General features: G+C 66.3%; 16 protein-coding genes. 10 read left to right on the top strand and 6 right to left on the bottom strand.

Annotation, left to right across the window (positions count from 1 at the left end; genetic code table 11):
- Window positions 1–26: 26 nt before the first annotated feature.
- A complete protein-coding gene (locus QMG52_RS14075; RefSeq protein WP_283561025.1) occupies window positions 27–668 on the bottom strand; it encodes an isochorismatase family protein in 642 nt (213 codons plus the stop codon).
- Window positions 668–2,005, bottom strand: a complete 1,338-nt coding sequence (locus QMG52_RS14070; protein ID WP_502920533.1) for a nicotinate phosphoribosyltransferase — start codon at window positions 2,003–2,005, stop codon at window positions 668–670. The genes QMG52_RS14075 and QMG52_RS14070 overlap by 1 nt, the downstream gene beginning before the upstream one ends.
- A 28-nt stretch (window positions 2,006–2,033) precedes the next feature.
- Here QMG52_RS14070 and clpS point away from each other — a divergent pair, with 28 nt between their 5' ends.
- The 4 genes from clpS (at window position 2,034) to QMG52_RS14050 (ending at window position 4,900) form a co-directional block, all read left to right on the top strand.
- Window positions 2,034–2,345 (top strand): ATP-dependent Clp protease adapter ClpS, encoded by a 312-nt coding sequence (gene clpS / locus QMG52_RS14065; RefSeq protein WP_283561023.1) that lies wholly within the window; start codon window positions 2,034–2,036, stop codon window positions 2,343–2,345.
- Between the two features lie 3 nt (window positions 2,346–2,348).
- The gene (locus QMG52_RS14060; RefSeq protein ID WP_283561022.1) at window positions 2,349–2,927 is read left to right on the top strand and encodes a DUF2017 domain-containing protein; all 579 of its coding nucleotides are present in this window, start codon (window positions 2,349–2,351) and stop codon (window positions 2,925–2,927) included.
- Window positions 2,928–3,011: 84 nt separating this feature from the next.
- Window positions 3,012–4,106: a glutamate racemase gene (murI, locus tag QMG52_RS14055; RefSeq protein WP_283561021.1), complete on the top strand. Its 1,095-nt coding sequence runs from the start codon at window positions 3,012–3,014 to the stop codon at window positions 4,104–4,106.
- Window positions 4,103–4,900: an MBL fold metallo-hydrolase gene (locus QMG52_RS14050; protein WP_283561020.1), complete on the top strand. Its 798-nt coding sequence runs from the start codon at window positions 4,103–4,105 to the stop codon at window positions 4,898–4,900. Before murI ends, QMG52_RS14050 begins: the two co-directional genes overlap by 4 nt.
- Window positions 4,901–4,986: 86 nt before the next feature.
- On the opposite strand, the gene QMG52_RS14045 is transcribed toward QMG52_RS14050, so the two are convergent.
- On the bottom strand, window positions 4,987–5,847 hold the full coding sequence (locus tag QMG52_RS14045) for an aldo/keto reductase (protein ID WP_283561019.1): 861 nt from the start codon (window positions 5,845–5,847) through the stop codon (window positions 4,987–4,989).
- A 43-nt stretch (window positions 5,848–5,890) separates the two neighbouring features.
- Between QMG52_RS14045 and rph the strand changes: the two genes are divergently transcribed.
- Both rph and QMG52_RS14035 read left to right on the top strand, forming a co-directional pair.
- Window positions 5,891–6,649, top strand: coding sequence for a ribonuclease PH (gene rph, locus QMG52_RS14040; protein ID WP_283561018.1), 759 nt, complete (start codon window positions 5,891–5,893; stop codon window positions 6,647–6,649).
- 2 nt (window positions 6,650–6,651) lie between these two features.
- On the top strand, window positions 6,652–7,332 hold the full coding sequence (locus QMG52_RS14035; protein WP_283561017.1) for a non-canonical purine NTP pyrophosphatase: 681 nt from the start codon (window positions 6,652–6,654) through the stop codon (window positions 7,330–7,332).
- Window positions 7,333–7,442: 110 nt separating this feature from the next.
- Here QMG52_RS14035 and QMG52_RS14030 read toward each other — a convergent pair whose 3' ends face one another.
- Window positions 7,443–8,123, bottom strand: a complete 681-nt coding sequence (locus QMG52_RS14030) for a VTT domain-containing protein (protein ID WP_283561080.1) — start codon at window positions 8,121–8,123, stop codon at window positions 7,443–7,445.
- Window positions 8,124–8,391: 268 nt separating this feature from the next.
- Between QMG52_RS14030 and QMG52_RS14025 the strand changes: the two genes are divergently transcribed.
- Genes QMG52_RS14025 through QMG52_RS14015 form a run of 3 tightly spaced genes read left to right on the top strand, consistent with a single transcriptional unit; the run spans window position 8,392 to window position 11,208 of the window.
- The gene (locus QMG52_RS14025; protein ID WP_283561016.1) at window positions 8,392–9,810 is read left to right on the top strand and encodes a ferredoxin reductase family protein; all 1,419 of its coding nucleotides are present in this window, start codon (window positions 8,392–8,394) and stop codon (window positions 9,808–9,810) included.
- The gene (locus QMG52_RS14020; protein WP_283561015.1) at window positions 9,807–10,415 is read left to right on the top strand and encodes an FMN-binding protein; all 609 of its coding nucleotides are present in this window, start codon (window positions 9,807–9,809) and stop codon (window positions 10,413–10,415) included. The genes QMG52_RS14025 and QMG52_RS14020 overlap by 4 nt, the downstream gene beginning before the upstream one ends.
- Window positions 10,416–10,434: 19 nt before the next feature.
- Window positions 10,435–11,208 carry an FAD:protein FMN transferase gene (locus QMG52_RS14015; protein WP_283561014.1) on the top strand — a complete coding sequence of 258 codons (774 nt, stop codon included), beginning with the start codon at window positions 10,435–10,437 and terminating at the stop codon, window positions 11,206–11,208.
- On the opposite strand, the gene QMG52_RS14010 is transcribed toward QMG52_RS14015, so the two are convergent.
- On the bottom strand, window positions 11,180–11,785 hold the full coding sequence (locus tag QMG52_RS14010; protein WP_283561013.1) for an HAD family hydrolase: 606 nt from the start codon (window positions 11,783–11,785) through the stop codon (window positions 11,180–11,182). The genes QMG52_RS14015 and QMG52_RS14010 overlap by 29 nt on opposite strands.
- Before the next feature lie 21 nt (window positions 11,786–11,806).
- Window positions 11,807–12,595, bottom strand: coding sequence for a class I SAM-dependent methyltransferase (locus tag QMG52_RS14005; RefSeq protein WP_283561012.1), 789 nt, complete (start codon window positions 12,593–12,595; stop codon window positions 11,807–11,809).
- Window positions 12,596–13,073: 478 nt separating this feature from the next.
- Here QMG52_RS14005 and QMG52_RS14000 point away from each other — a divergent pair, with 478 nt between their 5' ends.
- Window positions 13,074–14,060: a 3'-5' exonuclease gene (locus QMG52_RS14000; protein WP_283561011.1), complete on the top strand. Its 987-nt coding sequence runs from the start codon at window positions 13,074–13,076 to the stop codon at window positions 14,058–14,060.
- Window positions 14,061–14,882: the final 822 nt, after the last annotated feature.

The raw sequence follows: 14,882 nt of genomic DNA, 5'->3' as shown, positions 1-14,882 counted from the left end.
TCAGTCGATGGGGATTGCGGTCCCGGTCAGGAGCGGCGAAGCTCCACTCCTGCGGCGGCGAGCTTGTCCAGTGCGGCTTCGGTGGGCCCGGCGCTGACACCGGCAATCAGATCCGTCAGGACGGTCGTGTCATAGCCGGCCTCGATGGCATCCAGCGCGGTGGCCAGGATGCAGTGGTCGGTGGCGATGCCCACGATGGTGACGGCGTCGACGTCGTGCTCCCGGAGCCAGTCGTCCAGCGTGACGGCACCCTCCGCCCCGGCGTCGTCATCGCCGTCGTTCTCGTCGGAATCTCCGGCCGAGCGTTCCCCCGCCCGCACCTCATCCTCCGGCGCCAAGAGACCCTCAAATCCGGAATAGGCGGCAGCAAACCGGCCCTTGCGGAAATAGGCGTCGATGGTTTCGGTGTCCAGATCCGGATGCAGTGCGGCACCGCGGCTGTCCGCCACGCAATGGACCGGCCAGCTGTGCACGAAGTCGGGGGACTCGGAGAAATGCGCACCAGGATCGATATGCCAGTCCTGGGTGGCCACCACATAGTCAAAATCCGTGGTGGCATCGAGCAGCTCGCTGATCTCCGCGGCCAGCGCCGCCCCGCCGGCCACGGCCAGCGAACCGCCTTCGCAGAAATCGTTCTGAACATCGACAATCAGCAATGCCTGTGCCATTACGCCACCTCAAATTCCGTTGGGATTACCGGTTCACCGCGCTGCAGCCGTCGAGCCGTTCCGGGCAGCTCGGCCATCGACGCACGGTGTTGTTCGACGGCGCGGAGCACACCCTCGCGGCCGGTCCAGCCGGGCGCGCGGACGCCGTCGATCATGAATTCGTGCATCAGCGGCCGGTCGTCGCCGTCGTCCTGCGGCGGGTGCCCGATGCCGACAATCTCCGCCGTGGCGGTACCCCGGGCATCGCGCCGGCGCAGCGCGTATTTACGCCCGCCGACTGAAATTTTGTTCTTGGCCGCTTTGGCCACCGGGACGAAAGTGCCGTCGTCGGCCTCGCGGCTGACCAGCTTGTAGACCATACTCGCCGTGGGCGCGCCGGAACCGGTCACCAGCGACGTGCCCACACCGTAGGAATCCACCGGGGCGGCGGCGAGCGCGGCAATGGCATATTCATCCAGATCCGACGTCACGGTGATCCGCGTCCCGGTGTTTCCCAGCGAGTCCAGCAGCGTCCGCACCTCCCGGGCCTGAGCCAACAGATCGCCGGAATCGAGCCGGACTCCGCCCAGCTCAGGGCCCGCGAGTTCCACCGCCGTGCGCACCGCAGCTTCGACGTCGTAGGTGTCGACCAGCAAGGTGGTGTCCGCGCCCAGGGACTGAAGCTGCGCCGCAAAAGCCGCGCGTTCCGTGTCATGCAGCAGTGTGAAGGAATGCGCGGCGGTCCCAACGGTCTGCACGCCATAGCGGCGGCCGCACTCCAGATTCGAGGTGCTGGCGAATCCGGCAATGACGGCGGCGCGGGACGCGGCGACCGCGGATTCCTCCTGCGTGCGCCGCGAGCCCATTTCAATGCACGGCCGTCCACCGGCGGCGCCCACCATCCGGGAGGCGGCGGAGGCGATGGCACTGTCATGGTTGAGGACGGAGAGCACATAGGTCTCCAGCACGCAGGCCTCGGCAAAGGGCGCCTCGAGAATCAGGATGGGGGAGTTGGGAAAGTATGCGTCCCCCTCGGCGTAGCCGTAAATGCTGCCGGAAAATTTGAAATCGGCCAGCCACGCCAGCGTCTGGTCATTGACCACCTTATTCCGGGACAGGAATTCCAGTTCCGGCGCCCCAAACCGGAACCGCTCGATTCCCTCCAGCAGCCGGCCGGTGCCGCCCACCACCCCATAACCGCGACCGTCCGGCAGCCGCCTCGCAAACGCCTCGAAGACGCTCCGGCGGTGGGCGGCTCCCGAGTGCAATGCGGCCTGCAGCATGGTCAGTTCATAGTGGTCCGTGTACAAAGATGTGGCGGGATGGTCCCAAGGGGGCGTGGTAGTCACGAAATTCACTCTAATGCGGCCGCACTAGAATGGACATATGACCGTCAGCACCGCTCCCGATCTTGCCCGGGAAACCCATGTCCAAGAGCGCAGCGCCCCTGATATTCCCTGGGTGCTGGTTGTCTGGAATGATCCGGTGAACCTGATGAGCTACGTCAGCTACGTTTTCCAGAGCTACTTCGGCTATTCGGAGGCTAAGGCGGGGAAGCTGATGATGCAGGTGCACACCGAGGGGCGGTCCGCCGTGGCGCACGGCGGCAAGGAAAAGATGGAGGCCGACGCCGCTGCCATGCACGGTTTTGGGCTGTGGGCCACCGTGCAAAAAGACGACATGAACGCGAGGGGCTGACCGGTGGCTAAAGCCTTCAAGTACGGCCGCAAGGGAATCACCGGGCAGCTGGAGCATGCCGAGCGCGACCTGCTCCGCAATCTTTTTGCTGACATTGTGGACATGCTGGAACCGGATTCCCCGGCCCATGCAGACCCGCTGGCTGCGATGATCGGGCTGGACATGGACGTGAGCGTTCCCACGGATCCGGCCCTCAAGCGGTTGCTTCCCGATGTGGTCAAGGCCGTGGACGCGGCAACTGCCGGCGCCGCCTTGGAGTTCCGGCAGCTGACCGAACGCTCGCTGCGGGAGACCAAAATCGGTGCCCTGCGGGCCGCTGCCCTGGACCTGGACTCGGACAAGCTGGTCCTGGATGGCGAGCGTGCCAAGCACTGGGCCATGGCGCTCAACGACGTCCGGCTTGTGCTCGCCGAACGGCTCAGCATCCGTGGCGAAGCGGATGCCGAACGGATTCACCAGCTGCAGGACTGGTCCCAGGCCGACGACGTCGACTCTTACCTGGCGCTGGTCTACAACTTCGTCTCCTGGCTGCAGGAAGCGCTGGTCCAGGCCATGCTCTTGAGCCTGAAGGACGGTGACTGAGATCAGCACGGCCTGGCGGTGTGACCAAGCCGACGCCGGCGAAAGTTCACGCCGGAGCCCGGGAGCATCTAGTCTGGGACGATCATGAGCTCAGCATCGAGTCACAGCTCCCTTCCCGCCGCTGCAGCAGGTCCCGGCCGGGCCGCCGTCACGCGGTTAGGGACGGATACCTCCGGATCCGAACGCTCGGCCCGGCCCATCGGCATTTTCGATTCCGGCGTTGGCGGGCTAACGGTGGCCCGGGCAGTGATCGATCAGCTGCCCAATGAATCCATTCTTTACGTCGGCGACACCGCCAACGGCCCCTACGGCCCGCTGCCCATTGCAGAGGTCCGTGCCAACGCCCTTGGCGTGATGGACGAGCTGGTGGACTCCGGCGTCAAACTGTTGGTCATCGCCTGTAATTCCGCTTCCGCCGCCGTGCTGCGCGATGCCCGGGAACGCTACACCGCGCGGTACGGGATTCCCGTCATCGAAGTGATCCAGCCCGCGGTGCGCCGTGCGGTGGCGGCCACCAGGACCGGCCGCGTCGGAGTCATCGGGACCTCCGCCACCATCGGCTCGCGCGCCTATGAGGACACATTCGCCGCCGCTCCCGCCCTGCAGATCACCTCCGTGGCCTGTCCGGATTTCGTGGAATTCGTTGAATCCGGGATCACCGCAGGCGCGCAGCTGCTCTCCACCGCGCAGGGTTATCTGGCCGGGCTCAAGGCCGCGGATGTGGACACGCTGGTGCTCGGCTGCACGCATTACCCGCTGCTGACCGGCGTCATTTCCTTTTGCATGGGCGACGGCGTCACCCTGGTTTCCAGCGCGGAGGAAACCGCCAAGGACGTTTACCGTGCCCTGGTCAGCCACGATCTGGAGCGCACCGCGGCCGCTGCGCCGGTGCACAATTTCCTGGCCACCGGGGATGCCGGCGCCTTCGAGGTGCTGGCACGCCGTTTCCTTGGTCCTGAGGTGCTCAGCGTCGAACAGGTGGACCACGTCGCCGCGCATTATCCGACGGGCTCGATGGCCCGGGTCAGCCCGGAAATGCTGGCCGCCGCCCGTTCCCCTGCCCGGCCGTGGACCTCCAACGCCGGGCTCGCTGGAAGCGTTTACGCCGGCGGCGTAAAGGCCGGTGGCGCCTACACCGGCGGCGTTCACAACGGCGGCGGGGCCGGTGAGCAGCCATGAAACTTACCATTGTGGGCTGCAGCGGCTCGTTCCCGGGCCCACAGTCGCCGGCGTCGTGCTACCTCTTGACCGCCCACGACGGCGTGCGGCCCTGGCGCATTCTGTTGGATCTTGGCAGCGGTGCACTGGGGGCCGTGCAGAAATACATGGATCTGCAGGACATTGACGCCATCTTCCTGACCCACCTGCACCCGGACCACTGCATGGATCTGTGCGGGCTGCATGTGGCCGTCCGCTGGGACCCGAACGGCTGGAAGGCCGGCCGCATCCCGGTCTGGGGACCATCGGCGACGGCGGTCCGGCTGGCCACCGCCTATGGGCTTGACCCGGTGCCCGGGATGAGCGGGGAATTCGACTTCCGGCTGTGGACCGACCGCGAAACAGTGCAGCTGGGCCCGTTCCGGATCACCCCCTATGCCGTGAACCATCCGGTGGAGGAGGCTTACGCCCTCCGCGTGGAAGCGACTGAGTACGACGGCACCGGGGTGGACAGGATCACCGTGCTGACTTACTCCGGTGACACCGATTCCTGCCCCGGCCTGGTCGAAGCGGCCCGGGATGCGCACCTGTTCCTGTGTGAAGCGGCCTTTGAGGAAGGCCGAGACGACGCCATCAAGGACGTCCATCTCACCGGGAAGCGGGCGGCCCAGGCCGCGGCCAAGGCGAATGCGCGTCGGCTGCTGTTGACCCATCTGCCGGTCTGGACGGACCCCAACCGGATCATTGCCGAGGCGCAGCCGGAATACGACGGCCAGGTGGCGGTGGCCGTGGCGGGCGTGCACTACACGATCTGAACCGGCCGGCGGATGCCGGCATCTTCCCGTCGTCTGTGGACCAGATGCGTGACCGGGATGGGCCACAATCTGGCCGGGACCGCGGCTTACAGCATTTCCAGCGGCTCCGCCTGCACCGGCGGCGGAAAAGCGGCATCGAGCGCGGCAAGTTCTTCGCCGCTGAGCTCGATGTCCTGGGCCGCGTGGTTCTGCCGTATATGTTCCACCGAGGAGGCCTTCGGGATGGCGATGACATCCGGGCGCCGGAGTAGCCACGCCAGGGCGATCTGCGCAGCGACCGCTGCATTTTCCCCAACCGGGTGTTCAGCCGCGATCCGGCGCAGCTCCGCGTGCGCCAGCAGCCTCCCCTGTTCGATCGGCGAGTAAGCCATCACGGGGACATTCCGTTCGGCCAGCATCGGCAGCAAGTCATATTCAATGCCCCGCCGGGACAAGTTGTACAGCAGCTGATCGGTCTGCAGCTGCCCGGCGTGCGGTACCGTGTCGAGCTCACGCAGGTCGTCGGTATCCAGGTTGCTGACACCCCAGTGCCGGATTTTCCCGGCCCCGGCGAGCGCCTGCAGGGCGCCGATGCTCTCGGCCAGCGGGATGCCGCCGCGCCAATGCAGCAGGTACAGGTCCAGATAGTCCGTGCGCAGACGCTTCAGGCTCGCCGCCAGGGCCTGCGACGTGCCGCGCGCACTGGCGTTTGACGGCAGGACTTTGCTGACCAGGAAAACTTCATCCCGGCGGCCGGCGATGGCCTCGCCGACGAGTTCTTCGGCACGGCCGTCACCGTACATTTCCGCCGTATCGATCAGCGTCAGCCCCAGATCCAGACCAGTGCGCAAGGTGCGGATTTCCTGCTCCCTGGCGCCGCCGTCGTCGCCCATGTACCAGGTTCCCTGACCGAGCCGGGGGACTGCCTCGCCGCTGGGCAGCTTAACGGTGCCGTGCTGTCTGTCCATACGGCATGACTTTACCGCAGCGCGGATTGGCTAAGCTGGAACCATGACAACAGGCGAAATTTCTGCGGCAACCTCGACGATCCGTGCGGACGGCCGCATGCCGGATCAGCTCCGCGACATCAGCATCACCCGTGGCTGGTCCCAACAGGCCGAAGGGTCCGCTCTGATCGAGTTCGGCAACACCCGCGTGCTGTGCACCGCGTCGCTGACTCCGGGCGTCCCACGCTGGCTCAAGGGCGAGGGCCGGGGGTGGGTGACGGCCGAATATGCGATGCTGCCGAGGGCGACGAATACGCGCTCGGACCGCGAATCCGTCAAGGGCAAAATTGGCGGGCGCACGCACGAGATTTCCCGGCTGATCGGACGCTCGCTGCGCTCCATCATTGATACCAAGGCGCTCGGCGAGAACACGATTGTGCTGGACTGCGACGTGCTGCAGGCCGACGGCGGCACCCGGACCGCGGCGATCACTGGCGCCTACGTGGCGCTGGCCGACGCGATCCACTATGCGCGGGAGAACAAGCTGATTGCCCGCAACGCCCAGCCGTTGATCGACACGGTGGCCGCCGTTTCGGTCGGGATCATTGACGGCATTCCGATGCTGGACCTGCCGTATGTGGAGGACGTCCGCGCCGAAACGGACATGAACGTGGTGGTGACCGGCTCCGGGAAGTTCGTGGAGGTGCAGGGAACGGCCGAGGGCGCGCCCTTTGACCGTGACGAGCTGGACGCGCTGCTGGATCTTGCCCTGCTGGGCACGCGGCAGCTGTCGCAGATCCAGCGGGACACGCTGGGGTTGTGACCATGGCCGCAGCCGAACCGCGGCTTGTGCTGGCGACGCACAATAAGGGCAAACTGCGCGAGTTCCGCGAGCTGCTGCGCGGCCAGATTCCGGGGCTCGACGTCGACACCCAAGTCGTGGACGCGGCGGCGGCCGGGGCGCCCGATGTGGCCGAAACGGGGGTGACCTTTGCAGAGAATTCGCTGCTGAAGGCGCGGACCGTTGCGGAGGCGACGGGTCTGCCGGCCGTGGCCGACGATTCCGGGCTGGCCGTGGACGTGCTGGGCGGTGCGCCGGGGATCTTCTCCGCACGCTGGGCCGGACGGCACGGGGACGACGGCGCCAATATGGCCCTCTTGTTGGCCCAGCTGGCGGACATCGACGATGCGCACCGCGGCGCGCGGTTTGTCTGTGCCGCGGCTTTGGCGGTGCCGGGCACGGCGGCCGGTGCCGGCGGGGGCAGCGCGCCTGCCGCCGTCGAACTCCTGGCCGTTGAGCAGGTGGAGCACGGCGAATTGCCCGGGGTGTTGCTGCGTGCACCGCGCGGAGACGGCGGTTTCGGTTACGATCCGATCCTGGTTCCGGATGGCTTATGCGTCAGCTGCGCCGAGCTGGCCCGCGCGGAGAAAAACGCCATTAGCCACCGCGGCCAGGCCTTCCGGAAGCTGCTGCCGCACATCATTGCGGCCCTCCAACCCAAGTAGGTCGCAGATATCGCACTCATTCCGGGTTTTGAGTGCGATATCTGCGACCTACTTGGGCACGCCCTGCGGGAACGGCGGGGAGGGCGGGGTGGCTTGGATGGGTGCGGGCGTCAACTGTCGATGGCGCGCTTGGCCCTGCGGCTGGCAGAGAACCCCTTGATGAATTCCACGATGATGGGGATGATGGAGGCCAGGACGATGAGAATAAAGATCAGGTCCAGATTCTTCTGCACCCACGGCACCCGGTCGCCGAGGATAAAGCCCAGCAGGGTTACGCCGCCGGCCCACAGCACGGCCCCAATGGCGTTGTAGATGAGGAAATGCCGGCGGTCCATCCTTGCCACGCCAACAATCACGGGCACAAAGGTCCGCACGATCGGCACAAAGCGGGCCAGAATCAGCGCTTTACCGCCGTGCTTTTCAAAGAACGCGTGCGCCTTCTGCACGTTTTCACGTTTGAACAGCCGGGAATCGGGTTTGTTGAAGATGGCGGGTCCGGCCTTCAGCCCGATCAGATAGCCGGCCTGGTTGCCGATGAAGGCGGAGAGGATGAGCAATCCCATCACGGCCCAGATATTGAACTGGATCACTCCCGTGGCCACCAGCAGACCGCCGGTGAACAACAGTGAATCCCCGGGCAGGAAAAAGCCGATCAGCAGCCCCGTTTCAGCGAAAATGATCGCGCAGGCCAGCAGGACGACCCAGGGCCCCCACGCGGGGTTGTCTAGGATGACGGCAGGATCCAGCCACGGCGGCAGGAAACCGGTGGGAGCGGGGCCGGACCCAAGCATGGCGGGCGCGGCTGAGTTACTGATAGCTGAAGGAATCACCCTCCAAGGTTACGGCACACCTGCGCGGAGCGGCTCAGCCCGCGGGATGAGATGCGTCGGAGGAGATGCCGGGAGGGGGCGCCCGCGCTCAGGCCGAAGTTGCGTCCGGAGGGCAGGTCCGAGGCGTCGCCCGAGGGTGGGTCCGGAGGGTAAATCCATACATGCACCGCACAGGAGGCCCACAGGTTTCCTTGGGGTCATTGACAGCAGGCGACGCGAGAGTTAGTGCATGGCCATTCAACCATTTCCGCGGACTGGAGCACGGCCCGCCCCACGCGTCGGGCCGGACCGCGTGCTGGCGTCCCGTCGCCGGTTGCTCCGCCGGGACAGTCTGCTGATCGCCAGCTGGGTTTCGGTGGCCATCGTCATCGCCTTGTTCCTGGCCGACGACGTGGCCGCCGGCTTTGTCTCCGTGGGCCAGACCCTGACGTCGCTGGGGATCGCGGCGGGTCTGGTCGGCACCGATCTGCTGCTCGTGATGCTGCTGCTCACTGCGCGGTTGCCGGTGATCGACAGGGCCTATGGACATGACCGAGCGGTTGCCCTGCACCGGAAGCTCGGAAAGCCGGTGCTCTACCTGCTGCTGTCACACACCGGGCTGTTGATCGCCGGCTACGGGATGACCGAGGGAATCAATCCGGTGTCCGAGGTGCTGACGCTTTTTTTGACTGTACCCGACATGCCCTTGGCGTTTATGGGGCTGGGACTGCTGCTCGCCGTCGTCGTGACCTCAGTGGTCGCCGTGCAGCGCCGGTTCCCGTATGAGGCCTGGCTGGGAATTCATTTGCTCGCCTATCTCGCAGTGCTGGCGGCGCTGCCCCATCAGTTCAGCAATGGTGCCGTATTTGCGCCGGGGACGTGGCAGCGCCTCTATTGGCTGGTCTTCTATCTGGCGGTTACCGGCTCCATCCTGGTCTTCCGGATCGCGGTTCCCCTGGCCCGCAGTGCCCGGTATCGGCTGGTGGTCAGCGGGGTGCGCCGAGCGGGAACGGATGCGGTGACGATCACTATGAGCGGCGCCGGACTTGAATCCCTTTCGGTGCATGCCGGCCAGTTCTTCCAGTGGCGTTTTCTGTCAGCGGACCTGTGGTGGCACGCGCACCCATTTTCGCTCTCGGCGGCGCCGTCCGCCGGTGTGTTGGAAATCACCGTCCGCGGGCTGGGGAGCGGGACCCGGAAGCTGCTCACCGTCCGCCCTGGGACCAAGGTGGTGGTCGAGGGCCCCTACGGAATCTTCAGCAAAACGGTGCGCACCAGCGAACGGTTGGTCATGGTCGGCGCGGGAATCGGTGTCGCTCCGATCCGGTCATTGCTGGAGGAGGCGGATTTTGCGCCCGGCGATGCCACGGTCATCCTGCGGGCCGGCAGGGTGGAGGAGCTCTATCTGCTGGCCGAGATCGACGAGCTGTGCCGCAGCCGCGGTGCATACCTGTATCTGGAGACGGGCCCGCGACCGTCGGATCGGGCGCATTGGCTGCCGGCGGCCTCCGCGGACAGAGGGTTTTCGCTGCTCAGTTATGCGCCCGCGCTGGCATCGTCCGATGCGTACGTCTGCGGTCCCGTACAGTGGAGCGCCCAGGTGATGGCGCAGGCGCGCGCGGCCGGCGTGCCGGCTGAGGCCATCCATCATGAGAGGTTCAGCTGGTGAGGGCCCGGGCAGTCATCATCGCCTCTGCTGCGTCGGCGGGGATTATCCTGCTCGGCTGGCAGGCCGGAACCGGTGCGGACCAGGTCCACGTCGGCGCGGCGGCGGTCGTCGGGAGTCCTTCCCTGCCGGGCGGTTCCGGCAATACAGGTAGCGCCGGCAGTTCCGGTAGTTCCGGTAGTTCCGGTAACGCCGACGACGGCGGGAGCGGAGCGCCCGAAACGGCGGCCCCTTCCGCCGCACCCGGTCCTACCACGGGTTCCGCTGCGTCCGGGCAGGGCGTCAATGCCGCGGTCAGCGGCACGTTCAAGGGCACCAGCGCCAGCACCCGCTACGGCGCGGTTCAGGTCCAGGTCACCATTGCCGCGGGGACGATCAAGGATGTGACCGCGCTGCAGCTGACGGACCGGGACCAGCGCTCGGCCCAGATCAGTAACTATGCCGCCCCCGTGCTCCGCAGTCAGGTTCTGGCAGCGCAGTCCGCCGCCGTGCAGAGCATCAGCGGTGCGACCGCCACCAGCGAGGGCTATCTGACCTCGCTGCAGGCGGCACTGGACGCCGCGCACTTCCAGACCGATCAGTCATTCAGCCTGAACTCCCGGGGCTGAAACCTTGTCGGCCGGATCCATGGAAACCGCTGCCGTCCAGGTGCTCAGAACCATGGGAACGGTGGTCAGCGTGACGCTGTCCCAAGGGCCTCGGCAGGAGCGCTGGGCCGACGGCGTGGAGCGGATTTTCGCGGACGCGGACCGCAGATTCAGTTTGTACCGGCCGGACTCCGAGTTGAGCCGGATCGCTGCCGGGGCCGTGGCGCTGCCGGATTCCAGCCCCGCCGTGCGGCGGATGTACGCGTTGGCGTTGCACTGGCGGACCGTCACCAATGGGGAATTCACGCCGCACCGGCCCGACGGTGTGCTGGACCTGTCCGGGGTCGTCAAGGCCTGGGCGGCTGCGGTGGCGGGGGAGTGGCTGCACAGCGAGGGCCACCGGGATTGGTGCCTTAATGCAGGTGGCGATGTGCTTTGTTCGGGTACCGCGGGCGACGGCGGAGGGTGGCAGGTGGGGATTGTGGACCCGGCGGACCGGACATCCCTGCTGGGAAGCATCGCCGCGACCGCCGCCCTTCCGGCGGTCGCCACCTCCGGCAGCGCCGAGCGTGGGGAGCATATCTGGCGCCGGCCCGGGACGTCGATGGAATTTGTGCAGGTCACCGTCCGGGCCGCGGACATCATTACGGCCGACGTCCTGGCCACGGCCATCACTGCAGGGGGAAGTGCGGCTCTGCACCGCTTCAGCTCGGAGCTGCCCATTGACGTGCTGGCCGTCCGCTGCGACGGAGGCCTGCTGGCGACCCCCGGTTTTGTCCGGCGTCCTACAGCCCCAGTTCGGCCCGCAAATTAATCCCCGGCTGGTGGAGCACCGTCCGCATGCCCAGCACGGCGGCCGCGTCGATGTTTTCCTGGACATCGTCCACAAAGGTGACCTGCGCCGTCGTCGTCCCCAAATGCGCCAGCACATCCCTGAAGATCTGCGGGTCCGGCTTGGCCAGACCCAGCTGGCCGCTGAAAAACAGCTTGTCGAAGTAACCGGCCCACGGCGCGCTCCGGGAGTATTGCGCGGCCATCCCGGCTGGCATATTGGACAGCAAAGCCAGGCGCGCACCGCCCAGATGCAGATCCTCGAGGACATCGAGGGTTTCCGGATTCAGATGTGACCATTGATCGGCGTCCAGTGTCTCCAGCCGTGCCGTCAGATCCGCACCGATTTCCCGGCCCAGCACCCGGGTCCAGTAGTCCTGGGCGGTCAGTGTGCCGGCGTCGAATCCGTGACGATGCAGCCAGTAGCTGCTGTCCCGGGACTCCAGCGGAAGGCCCGCGGCTTCCCGCAGGGCCTCCCAGTCCTCCGGTTCCGGGGCAGTGGAAATCACCATGCCGTAGTCGAACAGATACCAGATGGGGGGCGCCGTTTCCGCGTTCATCGGGCCAGCCTAGCGCGGATGTCAGCGGAGCCGCGTTGCCCGCAGGATGCTGTCCGTGCGGTGCCTGGCGGCGTTCGAATGTCCGGCGCCGGGATCCCCGGCCGGAAGATCCGGGGACGAATCCGCGTCCCGGTGCCCGGCTGAGTGCGTTCCCGACGTCCCGGTGGATTCCCCGGGCGGGCGCCGTCGCGACTCCCGGACGTCGATGCGCCACCGGTCCGGTGGCAGGGTCAGATTCGCCTCGAGCTGGTCGGGCGTCCACAGACCGGGGGGACCGGATCCGGGGAGGACATCGTCGGGGTGGTGCCCGACGGCGAGCAGGGTTCCGTTGACCGCGACGGCGGCGGCGGCGGCCTGCAGCAGGGCGTAACCGGCCGGCTCGGGAGAATGCAGGTAGTGCGCCGAGACCAGGTCATAGCGCTCCGGAGGCGTCCAAGAAGACAGGTCCGCACACACCCATGTGATGCGGTCGCTGGCTCCGGCTGCCTGGGCGTGCCTTGCGGCGCGTTCGAGTGCGATGGCGGACACGTCGATCGCCGTAACGCGCCAGCCATGCTGCGCCAGCCAGATGGCATCGGCACCTTCCCCGCAGCCCAGATCAAGTGCGCTGCCTGAGGCAAGGCCGGCGGTCTCTTCGGCCAGCACCGGGTTGACGCGTCCGCTCCAGATATTCGGGCGCGCCTGGTAGAAGTCATCCCAGAATTCCTGGCCGGCCTTGCTCGCTGCGCCGTTGCCGGCCGCTGGGGGCGGCCCGGGCGCAGCCGTTCCGGCGGGAGGATTGTGCTGGTCGTGATGTTCTGCATGCGGCATGGAACCACTCTCGCGCGTCCGCCCTCGGGTCGCAAGACGATCAGCCGCAGCGGCGACCCTCCTCGCGTCCCGGCATGACGTCACCCGTCAGCATCGCGCCGGTCACCGCCGATCCAACACTCGTCGGTCCGCCACCTCGGTTCGTGGTGAACCGACGGCGGCGGAACGAAAGACGCCTGCGAGCGCATATCCGGTTTAGCTCAGCCGGAGTGAGGATTATGGGCTCGTCCTGATTTTCCGAGGTCGATTGGGGCATCGCATCGTGGATGCGTCAAAGTTTGACCATGTTCCGCGGCAACACGCCGAAGGTTTAGGAGACACGCCGGGTTTTCGGCCGGGACTCTTGCTGAAAGTGGTCAATCTTCGACGGCGCCCATCATTGTCTCACTGCTGGGCTAGCCGGATCGGCGTGCTGCGAGCGTTCTCCCGTGCCGCGCCGCGTTCTCCCGTGCCGCGGCAGGCGGGGTAATCTTGCCCAGTGGCTTTGGAGTTTACTGCAATCGATTTTGAGACCGCCAACGGCTTCCGCGGTTCGCCGTGCGCCGTGGGTCTCAGTAAGGTCCGCGACGGAAAAATAGTTGAAGAAGCGTCCTGGCTGATGAGGCCCCCCGCCGGCCATGACCATTTCGACCCGCGCAACGTGCAGATTCATGGTCTCACCTCCGCCCAGGTCGCGGCCGCGCCCCGGTTCGGTGAGCTGTTCGCGGAGATCGGCGGCTTCATCGGGGCCGATGTCTTGGTGGCCCACAACGCGTCCTTTGATATGGGTGTGATCCGGTCCGCGCTGGAAGTCTCGGAACTGCCCGGACCGGCCTTCGACTACGCCTGCACGGTGATGCTGTCCCGGCGGAATTATTCGCTGCCGTCCTATTCCCTGCCGTTTGTGGCCGAGGCGGCCGGGGTGCCGCTGGTCAACCACCACGATGCGGTTGAGGATGCGCGGGCTTGCGCCGGCATCATGGTGGACATCGCCAGGCGCAACGGCGCGGGCAGCGTTGCGGAGCTGTTCGCCGTGCATAAACTGCGGCTGCCGCGCGCGGACGCCTATCTCCCCGGCTTGGATGATGTTTCCAAGGCGACGCGGACCGCCCTCAAACGTCTGAGTGAAGCCCCGGCAGCCTCCGGCTGGCAAGGTTGGCAGGGCTGGCTGGAGGAAGGCCCGAATCCGGAAGCCGACGCCGCCGCCGATCCGCACCATCCACTGTTTGGCCAGATGGTGGTCTTCACCGGCAATCTGCAGCTGCCGCGCGGCGCCGCGAAGGAGCGTGCAGCCGGGCTCGGCGCGCAGCCGGCCAGCTCCGTCACCCGGAAAACCACAGTGCTGGTGGTGGGGGACGGCTTCGTGGCGGCGGATCTGCGCAGCGGTCGCCTGACCTCCAAAGCCCGTCGCGTGCTGGAACTGCACGGCCGCGGGCAAAGCATCGAGGTGCTCTCCGAAGGGGAATTCATGCAGATGATCGGCTGATCTGTAAGGTCGGTTGATGAAGGTCCTAGGTAGCGGATCCTGAGTTTTTTATTCTGGCCGCTCACGCGCCACGAAGGGACAAGTGCCCGGACACCGATCGGCATGAGACGGCGAAGACTCCATGCGCGTCTGGCCGAAGTGCAGCCCTCCGTTTCATCGGGAGGCCAGCGTGGTCGAGGATGTCTCGACGGTCGTCTCGGTGCGGCTGCGCGGGGACGAGCTCGCTAAGGCGGAGCGAGCCGCCAATGCTGATCGTGTCGCGGGAGGAGCGGCGGTAAGCGTCCCGCGACATTCCACGTACTAAGCGGGAAAGTCCAGATCGTGCTGGGCGGCCAGGATCTTCGACACATCCGGTCTAGGCACGGCCGCATCTTTGTCTGCTGAAGGATCAACCACTGACACTGAAATGCGGCTCCAACCGCCGCACCGTGCAGACGACTTCGGAAAAGGACAGCCGTGCGCGTGCTTGGCACGAAACCGTTATCGTACTAAGTACGGATTTACCATAGGCTGAGTGCACGACCCGAAGGAGCCCGAACATGAAACAGATCCAGACCCGGCCGATGACCGGCTCGAAACCTAGGTGCGTGGGTCAGTAGTCCGTCCTAGTTTTAAAACGCCGGCGAATTATTTAAAACGCCGGCGGATTAGCCGGGCTGCCGGATGTGGGGCTGGGAGAATTGGGGTATGGATGTCGGTTCCCAGGATGGTTTGTTCGCCGAGTCGCTCGTGGGGCCCCTCGTGCCTCCGGCCGTTGATGAGCCGATGGATGCCAACGGCGGGGCCAGGAAGCGGTTCCGGGGGTTTGAACCCGAGGCGGTG

It is taken from the genome of Paenarthrobacter sp. PH39-S1 (genome assembly GCF_030063245.1).
Lineage (GTDB): Bacteria > Actinomycetota > Actinomycetes > Actinomycetales > Micrococcaceae > Arthrobacter_M.
This window is presented reverse-complemented; position numbering and strand designations above follow the sequence as displayed.

What these genes read in the sequence shown, in the direction of transcription:
- QMG52_RS14075 (WP_283561025.1), bottom strand. Translation starts at nt 668, where the DNA reads ATGGCACAGGCATTGCTGATTGTCGATGTTCAGAACGATTTCTGCGAA.
- clpS (WP_283561023.1), top strand. Translation starts at nt 2,034, where the DNA reads ATGACCGTCAGCACCGCTCCCGATCTTGCCCGGGAAACCCATGTCCAA.
- murI (WP_283561021.1), top strand. Translation starts at nt 3,012, where the DNA reads ATGAGCTCAGCATCGAGTCACAGCTCCCTTCCCGCCGCTGCAGCAGGT.
- QMG52_RS14050 (WP_283561020.1), top strand. Translation starts at nt 4,103, where the DNA reads ATGAAACTTACCATTGTGGGCTGCAGCGGCTCGTTCCCGGGCCCACAG.
- QMG52_RS14045 (WP_283561019.1), bottom strand. Translation starts at nt 5,847, where the DNA reads ATGGACAGACAGCACGGCACCGTTAAGCTGCCCAGCGGCGAGGCAGTC.
- rph (WP_283561018.1), top strand. Translation starts at nt 5,891, where the DNA reads ATGACAACAGGCGAAATTTCTGCGGCAACCTCGACGATCCGTGCGGAC.
- QMG52_RS14035 (WP_283561017.1), top strand. Translation starts at nt 6,652, where the DNA reads ATGGCCGCAGCCGAACCGCGGCTTGTGCTGGCGACGCACAATAAGGGC.
- QMG52_RS14030 (WP_283561080.1), bottom strand. Translation starts at nt 8,123, where the DNA reads ATGCTTGGGTCCGGCCCCGCTCCCACCGGTTTCCTGCCGCCGTGGCTG.
- QMG52_RS14025 (WP_283561016.1), top strand. Translation starts at nt 8,392, where the DNA reads ATGGCCATTCAACCATTTCCGCGGACTGGAGCACGGCCCGCCCCACGC.
- QMG52_RS14015 (WP_283561014.1), top strand. Translation starts at nt 10,435, where the DNA reads ATGGAAACCGCTGCCGTCCAGGTGCTCAGAACCATGGGAACGGTGGTC.
- QMG52_RS14010 (WP_283561013.1), bottom strand. Translation starts at nt 11,785, where the DNA reads ATGAACGCGGAAACGGCGCCCCCCATCTGGTATCTGTTCGACTACGGC.
- QMG52_RS14005 (WP_283561012.1), bottom strand. Translation starts at nt 12,595, where the DNA reads ATGCCGCATGCAGAACATCACGACCAGCACAATCCTCCCGCCGGAACG.